Raw genomic sequence first — 19,842 nt, 5'->3', positions numbered from 1 at the left:
GCTTGGACATCGCCCGAATCAGGTGGTCCGCATCGGCCGTTCAGAGCAGGTCCATCGTCCTGGCCACGGCGAGGGCATCACTACGTCTGGAGACCGCGAGCTTGCCGTAGAGGCTGGAGACATGGGTCTTCACCGTGTTCTCGGAGACGAAGAGGTTGGCGGCGATGTCGGAGTAGGTCGCGCCACGAGCCAACTGGTTGAGGACGTCGCGCTCACGTGGGCTGAGCGAGGGCTGCACCAGCAGCGCAGTGCCTGCGGACCGCTCTCGTGGCGTGGCCGTCGTCGGCGCGTAGTGGGCTGATGCGTCCGGGCTGCCCGCGATGGCCGAGGTGAGTTCGTCGAGCCACCCGTTTCGCCTGCCGCGCTGAGCGAGCCGCCTCAGGAGGAAACCGACCGGGCTTCCCTGCCGGATCCAGCCGCGGAAGGGGACGGCGCTGCCGCGAACCTCCGTCGCCCGCACCGCCTCGGCCAGTCGATCCAGAGCAGCATCGTGTTTTCCGTCGGCGTCCAGGAGCTGGGCCTGGCAGACGAGTCCGAAGACTCGGACCGAAGGGTGAACCGGATCCTCTGCGTCCGCAGCGAGGCCGAATGCCTCGGTCGCTCCTACGCGGTCCCCGGCGAGGTCGCTGGACAGCCCACGCGCCAGCGACGCCTCTGCCTCGCGATGCCGCGTGAGGAGGCGCATCTCGACGTGTCGAAGAGTGTCTCGGTCCGAGGCCAGAGCCGCTAGTAGGGCGTGCTCGACCATGACCTCCGCGAAGAGGTGATCGGGAAGACTTGCTTCCGGCAGTGGCCCGGCGAGCGGTGTCGTCAGGACCCGCTCCGCGTCTGCTGGCGATCCGTTCACGAGCGCGATGCGAGCGCTGGCCAGCCAGGCCCAGAATCGACCACACGGATCCGAAGCCGGCAACTCAGGCACCGTCGTTCGCGAGCCGGAAGCACGCATCGGTGGAGTGAGACCGGCCATCTCGCTCAACATCAGCACCAACGACGCCCGGGCATCCACGAAGTGCGGCTGCGTCCCCGACGTGGCGTCGAGCAGTCGCAGTGCCTCTGTCGCCACCTGGTGCGCGGCCCGTTCCCGTCCGGCCATCAGTTGGGTGAGCGCGAGATGAGAAGTCGCTGACGCCGCGGCAGCCAGGTGACCGCGTTGTCGACTCCACTCGACGGCCCTGGACAGATGGGCGCTGGCACCGGACAGGTCGCCGGTCCAGTTCTGGGTGCTGCCCAACTCGATGAGCAACTGCGGGACAGCGGCGTCATGAACATGGTCGGCCGCACCGAGGACGTGGCTCCCACGGTCGATGGCGGCGCTCGATGACTCGAGACCGAGACGCGCCCTCATCAAACGCACGCAGGCACGGGCGAGCGAGCCCACTTGCGGTGCTGAATCCTCGTCTTCGTGATCCATGAGGTCCATCCACACCAGGGCACCCTCGAAGTCGTCGTCGAGCCAGCGCTCGAGGGCGACCGGGAACCAGGTCGCCGGGCGATCCTGGACCAGCTCAGGATGCTGGCGGACGAAGGTCGCGATCTGCGGCCCTTCTCCACGCATCACCATCGCGACTCCCTCGACCGCCAACAACTCCGCTGCCTGCTCGGCCTCGTTGACCGCGACGAGTCTCTCGAACGCACGTGCCCCGTCGCCGCGGGCGATGTCGATGCGAACCGCTCTCGCCACAGTCGCCCGAGCGCGCGCCACGTCGACTCCACCGCGGAGGAGCCGGCGTCGCACCACTTCCTTCAACAACGGGTGGATCCGGAACCGGGTCGCCCCCTCGCTCTCGGCGTCGTCGACGGTCTCGTTCGTGCGCATGACGAGCAGGCCGGTGATCTCCAGCCGCGCCAGGATCTCCCCGGCCGCCGAGTCGTGCGAGAGGTGGGCGGCAGTGGCCACGCTCACCGTCTCCTCGGCCGCGAGGCAGAGGAGAAGATGACGCTCCTCCGGATGCAAGGTCGAGAACACCTCACTGACCACTTGGTCCGCAACCCGCCCGTCAGCACGCGCATAACGCCGTACGGCCATGGCGTTCGGCGGCGCGGCGGCCAGGACGCGGGTGGTGAGTACGGCGGGAGCGCACCAACCCTGTGCGTAGGAGCTCACTGCCTCGACCACCTCCGGAGTCGCGGTCGGGAGGTGGGCGATCACCAACGCCTTCGTCTCCTCCTCGTCCATCCGCAGTACGTCCCCCGGAGGCTCGTGTAGTGGCCGAGCAGCTCTGGGACCAGTCGCGTCAGCGGCAGGTCCCACCTGCTGATCAGGAGCAACCTGAGGGTCTCGGGGGCGTTGTTGAGCCGATCGTCGAGGTGACGGAGCGCCTCTGCCGAGAGCAGGTGCGCGTCATCCACCACGACGTACGGGGGGACTCCTCCCGCGTCGGGCGCGGCCGTTGCCTCGACGAACTCCCGCGCGCCGCCCGAGGAGGCAGCGTCGACCCAGTGGTGCCGCGTAGGTTCCCGCTGGCCGAGCCAGCCGGCCACACCCAGCGTCTTGCCAGCACCGGAAGGGGCCACGACGACCGTGACGGCCTGCTCCGCGGTCCGTTCCAGTTGATTCCAGAGCCGGGGCCGCGGCACATAGGTCCGTGGCAGGCGCGGAGTCCCCGAGAAGGTCGTGCCGATCCTCACGGCGATCGCCGCCCTTGACCATTCCGCCTCCCGGCGAACGGGCGACGCCGTCGAGTGAGCCGATCGGGCCTGGTTGCCCTCGGGACCGAGGGCCGAGGGGAAACGCACGTGCAGGTGGCGCTCATCTGAAGCCTCCGTGTGTTTTGACCGTACAACGGAGGCTAGGGAGCAGGACGCCCCCTCGCCTCACCCGTGGCAGGTGAGGCGGGCTACTGGCAAGTAGCCACCGGGGGTCTGGCCCACGTCACCGGTCCTTCACACCGGTGCCCGTCCTCACTCCTCGGCGAACACGTGACGCAGCGCGGCCTCCTGGTCGTCGCTGAGGTTGGTGAAGATCAGGTCCTCCGGCTCGTGTCCGGCGAACGCGTCCCGAACCTTGTCGACCACCGCATCGGAGGACATCACGAAGAGCGCGGAGGTCCCAGGCGTGATCTGGTCGCGGACCTTGTTGATGAAGGAGTCGTCGATGCCGACGTCGGTGAGCGATCCAGCGAGGGCACCTGTCGCCGCACCGAGTGCAGCACCGAGGAGCGGGACGAAGAAGATCAGGCCGAACAGCATGCCCCAGAAGGTGCCTCCGAGGGCGCCGGCGCCCGTCATGGAGCTGAGCTGGCGCGTCTTGGGCTTCTTCTTGCCTTCCTCCCACGACACCCGTGCGGCGTCGTGGACGGTGATCAGCCCCTGCTTGGCGAGCTGCTCCAACTTCTCGGAAGCATCAGCGGCGCCTCCTGCCGTGCCGAACTTCCAAACCGTCAAGGTTGCCTGTGCCATGGTGCGCTCCTCTAGTCATTGGGATGAGTCCGAAGGAAACCGTCATCAGACTTCCCCGTCCGGAGTGCCGCTGGCCTCCCCGTTCCCGGTGAACCCTGCTCGAGGGACGCCAGCGCCCGCTCGATGCTCGAGAAGATCCGGATCCCATCTGTCTCGCCTGCCTCCGCCAGGACATCCCGCACTTGGCCGATGTTTCCTGCCAGGACCAGATCCGCGCCCATGCGCTGAAGATCGACGCTGAGTTGATCGAGCATGCCTGCCGCCGTCACGTCCACGGAGGGCGTCGTCGCACCGTCCATGACCACTAGCCGCAGGTCCGGCACCGAGGCGGCCATCTCTCGAATTGCGGAGCGCACGTAGTCCGCGTTCGCATAGACGAGGGGCGCCTCCACCCGGACCACGAGCACCTGCGGGGGCATCTCCTCCTCGCTGTGCCTGGCACTGTCCACCCACACCCGTTGGCCGACGGTGCCGACGGGAACCAGCCGCGCCGTGTGGGGGCGAGATGTCCTGGCGATCAGAAGCACCAAGGAGACCGCGATGCCAATGGCGAGGCCGGGCAACGTCTCGAAGACAAGGACGCCGAGGAGCGCCGCGAGCGCTCCCACGAAGTCGGAGCGCGCCGTGACCGGGTACAGCGTCGCCAAACGACCGGTCTGCACACGCCACAGCCGGCGAAGCGACGGAAGATCCACGAGTTCGATCACCGCTGCGATCACGATGGCGCCGAGGGTTGCTTCCGGCAGCTTCTCGAAGAGGCCGGTGAGGAAGAGGATCGTGACCAGGGTCAGGGCCGCGGCCACCACCGTGGAGAGCTGCGAACGTGCCCCGGCGGAACCATTGACGGCGGTCTTCGACAGGCTGCCGTTGACGACCATTCCAGAAGTCAGCCCGGCGCCGATGTTCGCGGCACCGAGTCCCATCAGCTCCCGATTCGCGTCGATGTCGTAACCAGAGCGGGCGGCATAGGTCTTTGCGGCACCGAGACCTTCGGCGAAGCCGACCAGCATCACCCCGACCGAAGCTCCGAGGAGCGCGACGAACTCCGACCCTCCGACCCCGGGGAGCCCGAGATCAGGCAGACCAGAGTCGATGTTGCCGACGATCTCAAGGCCACGGTCGTCCAGGTCGAGCAGTACCACTGCACCGATGCTCACCAAGGCCACCACCAGGGATCCGGGAACCAGGGGCAGGAAGCGACGCACCACCAGGAGCGCGGCAAGGCTGAGGCCTCCCACCGTGATGGCGAGCGGCTCGGTCTGGCCCAGGTGCTGGACCAGATCCCAAGCCTTCTCGAAGAAGTTGCCCGAGCCCTTCTCGACGCCGAAGAGATTCGGAAGCTGGCCGATCATGATCGTCAATGCCAGGCCGATGATGAAGCCCTTCAGGACCGGCTCGCTGATGAACGACGCAAGGAAGCCCAGCCTCAGCGCCCCTGCCGCGAGCGCCACCAGGCCGGTGGCCAGCGCAAGTGCGGTGGAGAGCGCGACGTAGGTCCCGACGTCCGCCGAAGGCGCGACGGTCGCGATGACACCGGCCGACAGTGCGGCAGTTGCCGACATCGGTGCGACGACCAGGTGCTTGGAGGAGCCGATCAGTGCGTAGCAAACCAATGCGGGCACAGCCGCGTAGAGCCCGACAACCGGCGGCACCCCGGCAATCGTCGCGTAGGCGAGCGACTCAGGCACCAGAACCGCCCACACGGTCAAGCCGGCGACGACATCCGGCCGGATCCAGGCGGTCCGGAATCCCGCGAAGGAGGGCGCGAGTATGCGCGACACGGGCATCAGCTCCCTGCAAGGTCGACCCGGACAGGTCTCGCCGTCACGCTAGGCAAACCACGCCCGGCCGTGGTCCCCCGTAAGGGGTGAGGTTGACCGTCTCCCCTCGTCCTACGCTCGGCTCAGCTCGCGCGGGCGGCACCCCGCGGCCGGTCGGGAGGAGCACCAGCATGGGTGATGTCGTCGGTTCGCTGCTGCCCGTCGCCCTCGGCGTGGCCATCTCACCGCTTCCCATCATCGCTGTCATCTTGATGCTGCTGACACCGCGCGGACGAGCGGCGTCCGTGGCCTTCCTCCTGGGTTGGGGTGTCGGCATTGCCCTGCTGGTGCTGGCCGTCGCACTGCTGGTGGACCCGGTCGACAGCTCAACCAGCTCTGACCCGACCACGCTCGCCTCCACCTTGAAACTTCTGCTCGGTGTCGTGGCTCTGTGCCTGGCGCTGGCGCAGTGGCGTCGGCGGCCACGACCGGGAGCCGACGCCACCTTGCCGAAGTGGATGGCGGCAATCGACACCATGACCGCGGGAAAGGCATGCGGCCTCGGCGTGGCGCTTGTCGTGGCGAACCCGAAGAACCTGACCCTCTGCCTCACGGCGGGCGTCATCATCGGGTCAGGCGGCCTGACCTCGGGCCAGTCGTTCGCGGCTGTCGGTGCCTTCGTCGTCATCAGCTCATGCTCGGTGGCCGTTCCCACCGTGGGAAACCTGATCGCCGCGGATCGACTGCGTGGCGGCCTCGATGAGCTCCGCATCTGGTTGACCGCACACAACTCGGCAGTGATGACAGTGATCTTGCTGGTCATCGGCGGACACACGATCGGACAGGCTGTGGCTGGCTTCGCGTGACCCCGCACGGCTCCCCGTCACACGCGACTGACCACCTCCACCTCAGTGGGCGGCGAGCACCGCCTGCTCCTGGTCGGCCGCGGGGGCTCCGCCCTTCTGGTTGATCAAGAGTCCCGCGAGCACGGCACCGACCAGCATCACGACACCGGCGGCGGTGAAGGTGGTGCCGTAACCGTCGGCCAGGGCCGTCAGCGGCGCGCTGCCCGAAGCCAGCGAGTCCTCCATCGAGCTGGTGTAGAGCGCCGTGAAGACAGCGATCGCTATCGAGCCACCGATGTGCAGGCAGGAGTTGGCGAAGGCCGAGGCGACACCGGCGTCGTGCGGTTCCACGCCGGCGAGCGCGAGGTTCTGCATGGGCACGAAGATGAGCGACATGCCGCAGCCGAGAATGACCAGGGCAGGCAGGACCTCAGTCCAATAACTGCCGCCGGCCGTGATGCCGCTGAGATAGAAGAGGCCGACCGATCCGATGACCGGACCGGCGACGAGCACCGGGCGGGCACCGAAGTGGCTGAAGGCCTTGGTGGCGAGTGGAGCGGTGCCCATGATGACCACGGTCATGGCCACGTTGGCGAGACCGGCCTTCACCGGGCTCATGCCGAGCACGATCTGGAAGTGGAAGGTCAGATAGAGCATTGCGCCCATCATCACGACGCCGACGACACCTTGGATCATGAAAGCGGCGGCACGGACGCGGTGAAGCACCACACGCAGTGGCAGCAACGGATTGGCGATGCGCGCCTGCGACCAGAAGAAGATCGCCAGGAGCACGGCGCCGACCGCGAGGAACCCGACCGTGTCGGTCTCTCCCCAGCCGTGCTCGGCACGCGCGAACCCGTAGACGAGCGAGCCCAGCCCGAGCACGATGGTGACGGTGCCGAAGACGTCGTACTTGTTGTTGCCCTCCGCGCGTGACTCGTCGAGCAGCAGCCAGCCACCGATCAGGCCGGCGACGACGAAGAAGTCGTTGACCAACAGGCACCAGCGCCAGTCTGCGTACTGGGTGAGGACGCCACCGAGGAGGAGGCCGAACGCAGCACCCGTGCCGGCGATGACGCCGAAGATCGCGAAGGCGACGTTGCGCTCCTTGCCGTGACTGAAGAGCACGGTGACCATCGCGAGAGCGGCGGGGGCAAGCATCGCTGCGAAGAGCCCTTGGAGACCACGGGCGGCGATCAACTCACCGCTGGACTGGGCGAGACCTCCCCACGTCGAGGCGACGCCGAAGCCGAGCATGCCGACCATGAAGGTGCGCTTGCGCCCCCAGTAGTCGGCGACGCGACCGCCGAGCAGCAGCAGGGAGGCGAAGGCCAGGGCGTAGGCGGTGACGAGCCATTGGCGCTGGCTGTCCGCCATGCCGAGATCAGCCTGTGCGGAGGGCAGGGCGATGGCGACGATGGTGGAGTCGAGCACCACCATGAGCTGGGTCAGACCCAGGACGACGAGGGCCCACCAACGGGCGTTGACGCTGGACACACGAGACATGCAGAAACCTCCAGGCTTCCGGGCGAGGGAGACGCTGGAGGTTTTCAGCCTCGGACCGAAGACGTGCAACACGTCTGCCGACCGCCCCCGACTGTGGTCGGGGCAGACCAGCATCCTAGGTGATCACCGCGCTCGAACCCGCACCTGAAGCAGGGTGAGATGTGCCACCTGACCCACTTCCGTCCAGCGGGAGGGCCGCACCATCACCGACTGCTGAAACGACACTCGTCTCATCCACGTCGATCGGAGCATCCCTTGACCCACCTCGCCGTCGTCACCGGAGCCAGCCGCGGCATCGGCCGCGCCATGGCACGTCGCCTGGCTGCGGAGGGAATCGCGGTGGCCGCGGTCTCCCGCACCCTGCACCCCGGTGGTGCCACGCTCGCAGGCTCGCTGGAGGAGACCGTCCAGATCATCAACGACGAGGGCGGACAGGCCCGATCCTTCGTCGCCGACCTCGGCAGGCCCGACCTCGACCGGTTCGCCCTGGTCGCCGAGATCGAGAACGCGTTCGGGCTCGGGGTCGACATCCTCGTCAACAATGCTGCGGCCGAGCGTCATCACGGCGCCTCCTTCCTCGACATCGACCGTGCGGCCTTCCACGACTCGGTCGAGACCAATCTGTGGAACACGTGGGACCTGATGAAGGCCGTCGTACCCAGCATGCGTGAGCGGGGATCCGGTTGGGTCGTGAACCTGTCGTCGCGTATGGCCGGGCCGCGGGTGGGTCCGCCCTATGCTGCCCACCCCTTGCTGGGGTCGGTGCTCTATGGAGCCACGAAGGCTGCCATCGATCGCCTCAGCACCGGTGCGGCGATGGAGCTGTATGACGACGGCATCGCCGTCAACACACTCGCCCCCAACCGGGGCGTGGCCACGGAGAACGCACAGCGTGCAGTCCCCGGCTGGCCATCGGAGCCGGAGGAGACCATGGCCGAGGCCAACCTGCTGTTGTGCACCGGCGACCCCGCCGTCCTCACGGGCAGGGTCGCCTTCAGTCTCGGCCTCATCAAGGAGTTCCGTCGAGCCGTCCGCACCCTCGACGGCCAGGCACTCGTGGCGGGCTGGCAGCCCGACGACATCGATCCGGCATCGCTCCTGCCCGACCACCTGGTCTTCAACGAGGCGCCCCCGGTACCGGCTTCGCTCCTCGAGCGGAGCATGGGGTGAGCCAGCGACGCACTGCTCCGGCGGCGGAGCGGATCCAGCCGCTCACGCGGCTCGTCGAGAGCACCCGCTCCCTGATGTCGGCCGCCGGCACGACCGACGTCGACGTGGCGACACTGCAGGAGGCCACAAACCTGCTCGACCAGGTCACCGAGATGCTCGGACGCCAACGACGCGACCGGGTGCACAGGATCCCGATCACCCCTACCTGGACCGAACGCGCCCAACGGGGCGAGCCAGTCCGGATGGCTTCGCTCAACCCCATGCGGATCCCGATCTCCCTGCACGTCGACGGTCGCCGCGCCACCGCCCGCTTCCTCCCCTCAGCACTGTTCGAGGGACCACCGGACTGCCTGCACGGTGGCTTCGCGGCCGCCCTGATCGATCACCTGCTGGGGATGTTGGTCTCGGCTCAGGGCATTCCCGGACTCACCGCCAGTCTCGAGCTGCGCTTTCGGCGACCGACTGCCCTCGACATCGAGTGCGAGGTCGGCGGTGAGGTGCGGGACGTGAGCGGGCGAAAGTTCCTGGCCGACGCGTGGATCCGCCAGTCGGGCGAGGTCACCGTCGAGGCGACCGGCCTGTTCGTCAGGCCCGACGGCCTGGAGCTGGCAGCGGACGACTGACAGGTGCCCCGGTTCCACTCAGGGCAGGTCGTCGCCGGCGGTCCCAGCGGGGGTGCCGATGCCGACACCCTCGTCGCCGGTGCCGCCACCCGGCGCATCGATCTCGACGGACGTGCTGGCCGCGCCACCGGCGAGGTGCGGCAGGCTCACGGCCAGCGTGCCGCCGTACGGCGCGGAGACGGTGACCACGAGACGCGTGGAGTCTCCGGGACCGACGTTGCAGGTGACCGCGGCGCCGCCCGGCGAGCCGCACGACCAGCCTCCGCCGACCCCGTCGATGACGGCCCCGTCGCCGTCGATCGCCACCTTCGCGATCATCCCCGGGGTGACGTTGGTCAGGCGGAGCACGACAGTGAATCGGCCCGGGGTGTCCGCGGATGCCTCGACAGATCCGACGTTGATCGTCACCGGACCGTGCACCGGGTGGTCAGGGACGTCACCATCGCTCGGGGGGACCGTCGCAGGGGCGGTCGGGCTGCCGTCCGTGGGCCGCGCACTCGGACTGCCCGTCGGGGACGGGGACGGAGTGGTCTCCTCGTCGAGCGGAGCGTTTTCCTCATCGGGCGTGGTCGCGACACTCGTCTGCCAGGGCCCGACCAGTCCGCCCAGCAGCGCCGGGGCGATGCGCCCACCGTTGAGCCCGTCCTGCATCTGGACGAGTCCGGTCACCCCGTCTGTCGGTGACTGCGCAGGGTCCGCTGCGTGGCGCCGGGGGTCGTGCGACTGACCCTGCCAGGCGATCGTCACCGCGAGCACGGAGGCGCCGGTCACGGCCACCGCGGCGGCGAGGCCACGGCGCCAGCGCTGCCGGGGTACGACGCCCCCTGCCGACTGCTGCTCGTCCCCCGTGGACATCTGCCTACCGTTCCGCCACAGCCGGTCAGCCCGTCGTCAGATCAGGTCGGCAGTGGCTCGCTCCGTCACTCTACCCGCCAACGTGCGTCCTGCGGGAAGGAAACTTCCAGCGCCGACGTCAGTGCCGAGACCGGCCCCCGGCGTCAAGGTTGCTTGACATCGACGGGAATGACAAGCATGCTTGTCATGACAAGGGTCCTTGACGCGAGGGAGACGAGATGCGCAACCGGGTTCGCGAGCTCCGCCTCGACCACGGTCTCTCCCAGGCCGCGCTGGCGGATGCGATGGAGGTGTCGCGCCAGACGATCAACTCGATCGAGACCGGGCGCTACCTGCCCTCGCTCCCGCTGGCCCTGACCCTCGCACGCTACTTCGACCAGCACGTGGAGGAGATCTTCGATGTCGACGCATGACAACACCCCCGCAAGGACCCGCCCGATCAGTTGGGCCATCCCCGTCGTCGGCGTCGGTTGCGGTGTCGCCTACCTCGTCGCCGGGATCGTCGGTGACGACCTCGGGTTCGGCATCTTCGGACTGGCACTGATGCTGGTCGCGACCGGCGGCTTCCTGCTGCTACGCCAACGGAGCGAGACCGTGCAGGCGCTCCTCGACCGGCGCGACGAGCGCATCAACCATCTCGACCTGCTCGCCACGACGGCCGCCGGCATGAGCGTGCTGCTCACCGTCCTCGTCGCCTTCGTGGTGGAGATCGCCCGCGGCGAGGACGGAGCGCCGTACTACTGGCTCGGCGCCATCGGCGGCCTCGTGTACGTCGTCACCCTGATCGGGCTGCGCCTGCGGAAGTGACCCTGCCGCGCTGCACAGCGGCTTCGATGGAGTGAACCTGCTCCGATTGAGCCGAACCACAACATGTTCACTCCATCGAACGGCGAGCATGCGAGTACCGCTCCAACGCCTCGCGTCGCTCCTCGCTGTGGTCGAGGATCCGGCGGCAGTAGCCGTGAACGTACCCTTCGGCGTGCCGCCACGGTTCGTGTGCCGCAGCGCCCTCGAGATGGGCGAGCTCCGGCACCCAGCGCCGTACGAAGTCACCTCGGGGGTCGAGCCTCTTGCCCTGGGTCACGGGGTTGAAGACCCGGAAGTACGGCGCCGCGTCCGTGCCGGTCCCCGCGACCCACTGCCAGCCGTGGTTGTTGGAGGCGATGTCGGCATCCAGCAGCTGGATCAGGAAGTGGCGGGCACCCACCTGCCACCTCACGTGCAGGTCCTTCACCAAGAAGCTGGCGGTGACCATCCGGAGCCGGTTGTGCATCCAACCGGTCTGCTGGAGCTGGCGCATCCCCGCGTCCACGAAGGGAAAACCCGTGCGTCCTTCGCACCAGGCCTCGACGAGCTCGTCGACCCCTGGCCCTTCGTCGAAGTCCATGCCCGACAGCTCACGCAGGTCGTGCCACGCCGACGCCGGTCGGTGCCACAGGACATCTGCGTAGAACTCCCGCCAGGCGAGCTCGTTGACGAAGCTGTGCGCGCCCACGCGCTGGGCATCGCCGACGAGGGCGAGATCGCGCAGCAGGGTGCGCGGATGGATCTCGCCGTACTTGAGGTGCGTCGACAGGCCACTGGTGCCGGCGAGGTCGGGACGGTCCCGTCCGTCCGCATAGTCGGCCAGAGAGCTGTCAAGGAAGGTGCGCCACCGCTCGAGCGCGGCCTGCTCCCCCGCGGGTTCCCAGCGACTGGCCGCATCGAGGAGCTCGCGGTCCAGCCGCTCCCCCGTGATCGTGCGGGACCAGCGCAACGCAGCAGGCTGCGTCACCGGAGCAGCGACTGCTTGGTCGCGCCACGCCTTGCCGAACGGCGTGAAGACCTTGTACGGCGTGCCTTGGCCGGTGACGACGGTGCCGGGCCGGACCGCGTAGGGCGTGCCGGAGGAGTGCATTGCCACGCCGTCAAGGCCCAGGCGCTCCGCAACCTCGCGGTCGCGTCGCCGCGCATACGGAGTGAACTCCCCGGTCACGTGGACGCTGCGCGCGCCGGCCTCGCGAGCGACGGCGGCGACCGTCGTACCCGGATCACCTGATCGGATCACGAGAGCGCCACCGGTCGATGCGTCGAGGGACGCGAGCGAAGCCTCCAAGCGACTGCGTCGCGCCTTGCCGAGGTGCGCCAACTGCGGGTCACGCACGAAGAGGGGCAGCACCTCTCCCTCCGCAGCCGCCACCACGAGCGCGGGGTTGTCGTCGAGTCGGAGATCGCGACGCAGCCACCAGATGGAGGTCACCGGGCCGCCGGATTGTCCATGCGTGAGGTGATGGCGGACCAGACCCGCACAGGCAGCAGCCGCGCCACCTTCATCGTCAGGGCCATCCGCCAGGGGAAGACGATCTCGACCCGGTGTGCCGCAAGTCCGTCGGCAATCGCCTCGGCTGCCTCGTCCGCGTCGATGATGAAGGGCATCGAGAACTCGTTGTCGGCCGTCATCTCGGTACGCACGAACCCGGGACACACCGTGGTCACCCGCACACCCCGGCGGGAGAGCGCAGCACGCAATCCCTCCAGCAGGTTGATCTGGGCTGCCTTGGTCGCCCCGTAGGCCTCTGCGCCCGCGAGCCCTCGATAGCCCGCCACCGACGCGACGCCGATGACGTGACCGTCACCGGCCTCGACCATGGGAGGCACGACCGCAGCCAGCAGGTTGTTGAGGCCGAGCAGATTGACCTCGACGTGCCGGGCGAAGCTGTCGGCGTCCCAGTCTCCTGCGTCGAACTGCTCCCAGAAGCCTGCGCACCAGACCACGGCGTCGATGCCGCCGAGTGCTCGCCGCGCTTCGTCCGACGCGGCACGTACGGCGTCGCGATCGGTGGCATCGACGGCAACGACGGCCATCTCGTCCCCAGCCACGGAGCGGAGCGCCTCAGCGTCCCGAGCACTGATCACGACCTGGGCACCACGGCTCAGGAGCTCCTTGGCGAGCGCGGCACCGATGCCGCTGCTCGCGCCCACGATCCAGTAGCGGCGGCCCTCGATGGCGGACGACTTCGTCATCGGACGCCCCCGGCAGCGGGTCGGCTGAACCTGAGTTGGGCGACGTCGAGGTAACCCGCGTCGAAGCCGGCCTCACAGTAGGCGAGGTAGAACTCCCACTTCCGTCGGAAGGTCTCGTCGAACCCGAGTTCGCTGACGGCGGGCCAGGCCTCGTCGAAGGTGTGTCGCCAACGACGCAGCGTCTCGCCGTAGTGGAGACCGAAGGCATGGACCCGATCCATCTTCAGCGAAGTGTGTCGGTCGGTGACCTCGGAGATCGCCCGCAGCGAGGGGATCAGGCCACCCGGGAAGATGTGCTTCTGGATCCATCCATGGGATCTGCGCGTCGTCAGGTAGCGATCGTGAGCCATCACGATGGCCTGGACAGCGGCGATCCCGCCCGGGGCGAGCAACCGGTCGAGGACCGCGAAGTAGGTCGGCCAGTACTCCTCGCCGACGGCTTCGATCATCTCCACGCTGACGACGGCGTCATAGGCGCCGGTGACCTCGCGATAGTCCTGGAGACGGATGTCGACCGACCCCGCCAGCCCGGCCTCCCGAACTCGCTCGGCGGCCAGCTCGGCCTGTTCTCGCGACAGGGTCACGGTCGTCACGTGTGCCCCACGACGGGCTGCCTCGACCGCGAGCGCTCCCCACCCGGTGCCGATCTCGAGCACCCGGCTGCCGGCACGGACATTCGCAAGGTCGAGAACGGCGGCGATCTTCCGCCGCTGCGCCTCGGCGAGATCCTGTGCGGCGAAGGGTCGGGACTCGTCGAACATCGCTGCGCTGTAGCTCATCGTCTCGTCCAGGAACGCGGCGAACAGGTCGTTGCTCAGGTCGTAGTGGGCCTCGATGTTGCGGCGTGAGCCCCACAGCGAGTTGCGTTCGCGGCGCGGGATGGGGCGGTCGACGACGCGCCGCATCCGGGTCAGCGCCGGCGGGATGGCAGTGGTCATCCTCTCGGCGAAGGGGCGGAGCACCGAGGCGAGGTCGGTGCCCTCGGGCGCGCGCCAATCGCCCGCCATGTAGCCCTCGCCGATGCCGATCTTGGGGTTGTCGGCGATGCGGCGGACCAGCGCCTCGGGTCGCACCAGTTCGAGGACCGGCTGCCCGGCGCGGGAGTCCGCGGAGAAGGCGCTCCCGTCGGGCAGGCGTACGTCGACCGGCACGCGGCGTACGACCGCCTTCAGGATCCGGCGCGCCACGGCAGCGCGGACGCTCGGCCGTGGGCGCCACCGGACGGGCGCGGTGGGCGTGGTGAGAGTGGTCATCGAACGGCCTCCTCGGAGTGCGGCTGTCGAGTCCGGACGGGCAGCCGGGCGAACCAGAGCCGGATGCCGTGCCAACGGATCAGGGCACTGACCCGGTGGGTCATGAACAGGTGTCTGGCGGCAGTGCGGGCCACCGTGCGGTTCGACGCGAGCACCGGCGAGCCGGCAGTGACCGCGGTGAGGATGCGCTGACCGTCGCGACGCAACGTGACGCCGACACGGACATGGCCGGGGTCGAGGCGCAGCTCGACTGCATAGTCGCCCTCGGCATCGTTGAACGGGGAGACGTAGAACTCCTTGGCCACCTCGGCGTGACCGGCCTCGTCGGGCTCGATGAGGTAGGCGTGGCGTTCGTCGTACGTGTTGTGGACCTCGAGGACGACCGCGCGGAGCGAGCCGTCGGGACGCAGGCACCAGAAGACGGTGAGGGGATCGAAGACGTGGCCGAGGACGCGTGCGTGGGCAAGCATCACGACGCTGTCCTCCTCGTCGAGCGTGACGCCGCGACGCGCCAACCACCTGCTCAGGTCTCCCCGGATGCCGCCGCCACGTCGGCCGCGGTCGAGGTGGTCGCGTGCATCGAACCGAGCGACATGGCGGACCGGCCAGGCCAGCCGCGGCAGGTCGTCGAGATCGACCAGCCATTGGTAGTGGGCGTGTTCGAAGGAGTGTCGGACCGGACGGTGCCTGACGTGGCCCACCCTGCCCACGACGAGGGCGGGGAGGGCGGGGAGCTCGAGATGCTGCGTCACCAGTTCGCTCCCAGCGCCGCAGCCGCGGCCACGCCGGAGCGGCACCCGTCCTCGTGGAACCCCCAGCCGAGGTGGGCGCCGGCAAAGGCAAGGCGGTCGCCGCCGGCCGTGGCCAGACGCGCCGCGGCCCGCACCGCGTCGGGGGTGAACACGGGATGTGCATAGGTCATCTCGGCGATCACCGTGCTGGGATCGACCCGCGCGGTGTCGTTGAGGGTGACGAGCACGTCGTCGCCCGACGGGAGCCCCTGCAGCCGGTTCATCCAGTAGCTCACGGTGACCCCGCCGGAGCCGCCGGACGAGCCGCCGCACGACGTCCGGTGGTTCCACGAGGCCCGAGCGGCACGACGCACCGGAAGCAGCGAGGAGTCGCGGTGCAGGACCGTGGCGTTGGTGGAGTAACCGATCGAGGCGAGGTCCTGCTTCTCCTCGGGGGTGGCATCGGCCAGCAGCGCGAGCGCCTGGTCGGCGTGGGTGGCAACCACGGCGCGGTCGAAGGTCTGCGTGGTGCCGTCGGCAACGGTGACGTCGACGCCGTCGGCATGACGCACCACTGCCGTCACCGGGGTCGCCCGGCGTACGTCGGGCAGCCGGTCGGCGAGTCGCTCGACGTACGTGCGCGACCCACCCACCACGGTGCGCCACGTCGGCGAGCCGGTGACCGTGAGCATGCCGTGGTGGTCGAGGAACTGGAACAGGTGGAGGGCCGGGTAGGCCATCGCATCGCGTTCGTCGGCGGACCACACACAGGAGACCAGGGGCAAGGCGAAGTGGCGGATGAAGTGCTCCGACCAGCGGCCGGCGGCGAGGAAGTCACCCCAAGTCGTCTCCGGCCCGCCGGAGGCAAGAAGCGCCTTTGCCGCACGGTGGAACCTCGGGACCTCGATCAGCATCCGCACGAACCGGGGGTCGGCCACCCGCCACGGCTGCGCCAGGATCCCGCCGAGCCCCCGGCCGCCGGCGTAGGCGAGGCCACAGGACTCGCAGGTGACGCTCATGCTCATCTCGGTTGGCCGGGTCTCCACCCCCAGCTCTGCGAACAGTCGTAGCAGGTGGGGATAGGTCCGCTCGTTGTGCACGATGAACCCGGAGTCCACCCCGACGACCTGTCCGTTCACCGCCACGTCGTGGGTGTGCGCATGACCGCCGAGTCGTGAGTCCGACTCGAAGACGGTGACCTCGTGGGTCCGCGCCAGGACGTGCGCCGCGGTCAGGCCTGACACGCCAGCGCCGATGACGGCTGCTCGGGGGCGGGGCACTGCGACCTCCTGGGTTCGCTCGGCAGTTCGGGACATTCGGGCCGGCGGCCCGGATCCGAGCAGATCGTCGGACAAGTGGTTCGGAGCCGGGGGTGAATCGGATTGCTGGATCCGAGATTCGAAGGTACGGTCTTTGTACAAGGTTTGTCAAAGGTTAGGACAGAGCCATGGAGATCGTTCGATCCCTCGTCGTCCCCCGCCCCATCCAGGAGGTCTACGACTACCTCCACGACTTCACGAACACCGAGGAGTGGGATCCCGGTACGATCCGCACGACCCTGGAGAGCGGCGACGGCGGAGTGGGTTCGCGCTACCACAACGTCTCCCGTTTCCTGGGCCGCAGGACCGAGTTGACCTACGTGGTCGAGGAGGACGCCGCACCCTGGCAGCTGAGGTTGCGGGGCGAGAACAAGACTGTCGTTGCCCACGACTCCATGACCCTGAACGAGACCGAGACCGGAGGAACCCAGGTGACCTACCGCGCCTCGTTCGACTTCAAGGGCAAGGTCCGACTACTGGCTCCGCTGACGGCCCCGGCCTTCTGGAGGCTGGGCAACCAGGCGGAGAAGTCACTGCGCAAGGCCTTGGGCTGAGCGGCACCGAACAGACCAGGACACGACTCGGCAACACCCATGTACACCATCAAGCACGCAGCGGAGCTGATCGGAGTCAGCGACTCCACCCTGCGCGCTTGGGAACGTCGCCACGGGCTGAACCTCTCCCTCCGGACCCCGGCGGGCTACCGCTTGTACGACGACGAGGCCGTGCGCATGCTTCGCCTCATGCGCGACCTCGTCCGCTCGGGATGGGCCGCACGGGAGGCAGCAGAAGAGGTCAACCGCACCGCGGGCGCAGCGCCGACGGCCAGCACCGACGACAACTTCCTCGACGCGGCCGACGGTCCGGCCCTGGCAGAGGTGGCCAGCACCTTCGACGTCGCGGGGCTCAACCAGGTCCTTGACCGACACTTCGCCTCCGCGTCCTTCGAGACCGTGGTGGACGGGTGGCTGCTGCCTGCACTGCGCGAGCTCGGGACGGCCTGGGAGGACGGGCGGGTCTCCGTCGCCGGGGAGCACATGGTGGCCCACGGCGTGATCCGACGCCTGGCGACGGCGTACGACGCAGCGGGCGACAATCGCTCCAGACCTCGAGTCATCGTCGGACTTCCGCCGGGTTCGCGCCACGATCTGGGTCTCCTCGCGTTCGCCACCGCCGCGCGCAGGGCCGGTCTGGCCACCACCTACTTGGGGGCCGACGTGCCGATCGACGACTGGATCGCGGCCGCCACGATCCCGTCGGTCGGATGCGCGGTGCTCGCGGTCCCCATGGCCGAGGACTCGGAGTCGCTCGCGCACACGGTCTCGGCGATGGTGGAGCAGACTCCCGACCTCCTCGTCGCCGTCGGCGGCTCAGGTCAGGATCTTGCCCCTGAGCATTGCCTTCGGCTGGGCCACGAGATCGGCCCGGCCGCTCGGCTCCTCGCCAGCACGTTGGCGAGCGCCAGCACGCGGCCTTCGGCCGACCCGGCCGTCAGCTGAACCGGCCCCGCTGCTTCGGTGGAGCATTCTTGCGCTGGACTCGCAGAATCACAGCACGGACACTCCACCGAGGCCCTGTTCAGCATCCACAGGTTTGCCTGAGCGAATGACTGTTCATCCGGCACTCGCCAAGATGAGAAGGAGGCCGTCCATCTGCCGTTCGACAAGGGTTCGGAAGAGTTCCTTCTCCCGCGCCGGTTCGTTGTCTGCCGTCCGGATCACCAGCATGTAGCGGTTGTCGTGGGCCTCTGGCTCGACGGCTTGGGCCAGTTCAGCGAAGTGCGGTTGGTGTAGTCGGCATGATCATGCCGATGGACTGGCTGCGTGACGCGCACAGAGCGCGGGCGATACGGCTGGGTCGATAGTCGAGTTCACGGACGGCAGCAAAGACTCGTTGCCGAGGACCCGTTGAGCGAAGGATAATAGTATTATCCTTCGCTCAAGGAGGAGTTCATCATGGCCCGCTGGGAAGACGTTCGCGTGGCGCCCGACTACGCCGGCGCTTCGCGCGCTGAGCGGCAAGGTGGCAGCTACCGCCGCTACCATCCGGACCGCCTGACCGGTGCGACCATCACTCCCAGTGGTTCGGTGCTCGAGCTCGCCGCCGACGTCACCGGCGCGCTCCAGCTGTTCGGTGCGCGGCTCAGGGCCAACCCGTTCCCCGTGTTGTTTTCAACCGCGCTCCGCTCCGAGTCCATCTCGTCCTCTTGGATCGAGGGCATCCGGGCAACCCCGCGCGACGTTGCCTTCGCGCAGTTGCGCGAACACAATCAGGACCTGCACGCCGACGGAGCATCAGCTCACGTGGCAGCGCAGGTCGTGCGCAACGCACAGGCAATGACGGACGCGATCGACCTGCTCGGATCTGGCGCATGGGAGCACGAGCACATCTGGGGCATCCATCACCAGTTGTTGCCGTGGCACCGCGTTGGCTATCGAGAGACGCAGGTGTGGATCGGTGGAACCAGCCCGCTGGATGCCGAGTACGCCGGCCCACCGCACGACGCCGTCCCCGGCTACATGGACGATCTGCTCGAATACATCAACACCTCGGGCGACCTTCCGGTCCTCGCCGCAGCACTCGTGCATGCCCAGTTTGAGTCCATCCACCCGTTCGAGGATGGGAACGGTCGAGTTGGTCGTGCGCTCGTGCACGGAGTCCTCAAACGCGCCGGCCTGGTCGATGGAGGCGTCGTACCGCTGTCCGCAGCCCTGAGGAACGATGGGCGCGGATATGTGGAGGCACTCACCGGTTATCGACACTCAGGCAAGTCACTGAAGACGCGCGCAGCAGCGCTGGACGGCTATCTGTCCCGGTTCCTCGGCTACGTCGCGGACTCGGTGAAGTCGGCGAACCACTTCATCGACGCTGCGCTGGCGTTGGACGCGGGTTGGCGTGAGGCCGTCGCCGGGGCAAGGGCGGACGGCGCCATCCACCGCGCTCTTGATGTCGTCATCGAACATCCGGTGCTCACGACCCGGCTCCTGGCTGAGCATCTCGGGATCACAGCTCGCCGCGCCGAGGACCTGGTGCGTGAGCTGGAAACGATCGGGGTGCTGAGTCGCGGCACCGGCAAGTACCGCCGCGCTGCGATCTACCAGGCTGACGACATCTTGACCCTCCTGGCCTTCGGCGCTGAAGCGGGCCCTGCCAGTCAAGCCCCGGCGTTCACCCCGGCCTCAGGCTCCCTTCGCTTCCGGTGCGGCGCTCCCACGGCCAGCGGCGAGTGCCGCAACCGGGTGCCGGCCCCGGGGTCGAAGTGCTGGAGACACGTCTGAACGCATGGACTCGCGGACAGGACCCGACCGCCAGCTGAACCGGCACCCCAAGACGAACTGACGCCGATGAGGCGGAGTGCCTCATCGGCGTCAGTCGGCG

At 68.5% G+C, this 19,842-nt stretch carries 19 protein-coding genes; 8 read left to right on the top strand and 11 right to left on the bottom strand.

Features of this window, described 5'->3' with window-relative positions; translation table 11 throughout:
• Positions 1-40: 40 nt before the first annotated feature.
• The 4 genes from L1066_RS01195 to L1066_RS01180 form a co-directional block, all read right to left on the bottom strand.
• Positions 41-2,176 carry a helix-turn-helix transcriptional regulator gene (locus tag L1066_RS01195; protein WP_235734541.1) on the bottom strand — a complete coding sequence of 712 codons (2,136 nt, stop codon included), beginning with the start codon at positions 2,174-2,176 and terminating at the stop codon, positions 41-43.
• Entirely contained in the window at positions 2,146-2,628 is a 483-nt protein-coding gene (locus L1066_RS01190; protein ID WP_235734540.1) for an ATP-binding protein, read from the bottom strand. The genes L1066_RS01195 and L1066_RS01190 overlap by 31 nt, the downstream gene beginning before the upstream one ends.
• A 273-nt stretch (positions 2,629-2,901) precedes the next feature.
• Positions 2,902-3,399, bottom strand: coding sequence for a DUF1269 domain-containing protein (locus L1066_RS01185; RefSeq protein ID WP_235734539.1), 498 nt, complete (start codon positions 3,397-3,399; stop codon positions 2,902-2,904).
• Between the two features lie 11 nt (positions 3,400-3,410).
• Positions 3,411-5,180, bottom strand: coding sequence for a SulP family inorganic anion transporter (locus tag L1066_RS01180; RefSeq protein ID WP_235734538.1), 1,770 nt, complete (start codon positions 5,178-5,180; stop codon positions 3,411-3,413).
• A gap of 170 nt (positions 5,181-5,350) precedes the next feature.
• Between L1066_RS01180 and L1066_RS01175 the strand changes: the two genes are divergently transcribed.
• A complete protein-coding gene (locus tag L1066_RS01175) occupies positions 5,351-6,025 on the top strand; it encodes a GAP family protein (protein WP_235734537.1) in 675 nt (224 codons plus the stop codon).
• A 42-nt stretch (positions 6,026-6,067) separates the two neighbouring features.
• Here the strand turns inward: L1066_RS01175 and L1066_RS01170 are convergent, their stop codons facing one another.
• Positions 6,068-7,510: an MFS transporter gene (locus tag L1066_RS01170; protein WP_235734536.1), complete on the bottom strand. Its 1,443-nt coding sequence runs from the start codon at positions 7,508-7,510 to the stop codon at positions 6,068-6,070.
• Between the two features lie 255 nt (positions 7,511-7,765).
• Here L1066_RS01170 and L1066_RS01165 point away from each other — a divergent pair, with 255 nt between their 5' ends.
• The gene (locus L1066_RS01165; protein ID WP_235734535.1) at positions 7,766-8,680 is read left to right on the top strand and encodes an SDR family NAD(P)-dependent oxidoreductase; all 915 of its coding nucleotides are present in this window, start codon (positions 7,766-7,768) and stop codon (positions 8,678-8,680) included.
• Positions 8,677-9,303, top strand: coding sequence for a PaaI family thioesterase (locus L1066_RS27370; protein WP_235734534.1), 627 nt, complete (start codon positions 8,677-8,679; stop codon positions 9,301-9,303). The genes L1066_RS01165 and L1066_RS27370 overlap by 4 nt, the downstream gene beginning before the upstream one ends.
• Before the next feature lie 18 nt (positions 9,304-9,321).
• On the opposite strand, the gene L1066_RS01155 is transcribed toward L1066_RS27370, so the two are convergent.
• Positions 9,322-10,158 (bottom strand): hypothetical protein, encoded by an 837-nt coding sequence (locus tag L1066_RS01155; protein ID WP_235734533.1) that lies wholly within the window; start codon positions 10,156-10,158, stop codon positions 9,322-9,324.
• Between the two features lie 218 nt (positions 10,159-10,376).
• Here L1066_RS01155 and L1066_RS01150 point away from each other — a divergent pair, with 218 nt between their 5' ends.
• Together L1066_RS01150 and L1066_RS01145 are read left to right on the top strand one after the other, a co-directional pair.
• On the top strand, positions 10,377-10,571 hold the full coding sequence (locus L1066_RS01150; RefSeq protein ID WP_235734532.1) for a helix-turn-helix transcriptional regulator: 195 nt from the start codon (positions 10,377-10,379) through the stop codon (positions 10,569-10,571).
• Positions 10,558-10,965, top strand: a complete 408-nt coding sequence (locus L1066_RS01145) for a hypothetical protein (RefSeq protein ID WP_235734531.1) — start codon at positions 10,558-10,560, stop codon at positions 10,963-10,965. Before L1066_RS01150 ends, L1066_RS01145 begins: the two co-directional genes overlap by 14 nt.
• Positions 10,966-11,032: 67 nt before the next feature.
• Here the strand turns inward: L1066_RS01145 and L1066_RS01140 are convergent, their stop codons facing one another.
• From L1066_RS01140 to L1066_RS01120, 5 genes are read right to left on the bottom strand one after another with little or no spacing between them, the layout of a single operon-like run.
• Positions 11,033-12,397 (bottom strand): cryptochrome/photolyase family protein, encoded by a 1,365-nt coding sequence (locus tag L1066_RS01140; RefSeq protein ID WP_235734530.1) that lies wholly within the window; start codon positions 12,395-12,397, stop codon positions 11,033-11,035.
• Positions 12,394-13,161 carry an SDR family NAD(P)-dependent oxidoreductase gene (locus L1066_RS01135; RefSeq protein ID WP_235734529.1) on the bottom strand — a complete coding sequence of 256 codons (768 nt, stop codon included), beginning with the start codon at positions 13,159-13,161 and terminating at the stop codon, positions 12,394-12,396. The genes L1066_RS01140 and L1066_RS01135 overlap by 4 nt, the downstream gene beginning before the upstream one ends.
• Positions 13,158-14,414 (bottom strand): SAM-dependent methyltransferase, encoded by a 1,257-nt coding sequence (locus tag L1066_RS01130; protein WP_235734528.1) that lies wholly within the window; start codon positions 14,412-14,414, stop codon positions 13,158-13,160. Before L1066_RS01130 ends, L1066_RS01135 begins: the two co-directional genes overlap by 4 nt.
• Complete coding sequence (locus tag L1066_RS01125; RefSeq protein WP_235734527.1) at positions 14,411-15,166, bottom strand: DUF1365 domain-containing protein; 756 nt, start codon at positions 15,164-15,166, stop codon at positions 14,411-14,413. The genes L1066_RS01130 and L1066_RS01125 overlap by 4 nt, the downstream gene beginning before the upstream one ends.
• Positions 15,163-16,425, bottom strand: coding sequence for an NAD(P)/FAD-dependent oxidoreductase (locus L1066_RS01120; protein ID WP_235734526.1), 1,263 nt, complete (start codon positions 16,423-16,425; stop codon positions 15,163-15,165). Before L1066_RS01120 ends, L1066_RS01125 begins: the two co-directional genes overlap by 4 nt.
• A gap of 167 nt (positions 16,426-16,592) precedes the next feature.
• Between L1066_RS01120 and L1066_RS01115 the strand changes: the two genes are divergently transcribed.
• The 3 genes from L1066_RS01115 to L1066_RS01105 all read left to right on the top strand — a co-directional run bounded on the left by L1066_RS01115 (position 16,593) and on the right by L1066_RS01105 (position 19,742).
• Positions 16,593-17,018 (top strand): SRPBCC family protein, encoded by a 426-nt coding sequence (locus L1066_RS01115; protein WP_235734525.1) that lies wholly within the window; start codon positions 16,593-16,595, stop codon positions 17,016-17,018.
• Between the two features lie 39 nt (positions 17,019-17,057).
• Complete coding sequence (locus tag L1066_RS01110) at positions 17,058-17,963, top strand: MerR family transcriptional regulator (protein ID WP_235734524.1); 906 nt, start codon at positions 17,058-17,060, stop codon at positions 17,961-17,963.
• A gap of 456 nt (positions 17,964-18,419) precedes the next feature.
• Entirely contained in the window at positions 18,420-19,742 is a 1,323-nt protein-coding gene (locus L1066_RS01105; RefSeq protein ID WP_235734523.1) for a Fic family protein, read from the top strand.
• The last annotated feature ends 100 nt before the right edge of the window (positions 19,743-19,842 follow it).

The sequence above is a fragment of the Nocardioides alcanivorans genome, from assembly GCF_021555175.1.
GTDB classification, from domain to species: domain Bacteria; phylum Actinomycetota; class Actinomycetes; order Propionibacteriales; family Nocardioidaceae; genus Nocardioides; species Nocardioides alcanivorans.
The sequence above is the reverse complement of the archived record's forward strand: the minus strand, read 5'-3'. Positions and strand labels throughout refer to the sequence as shown.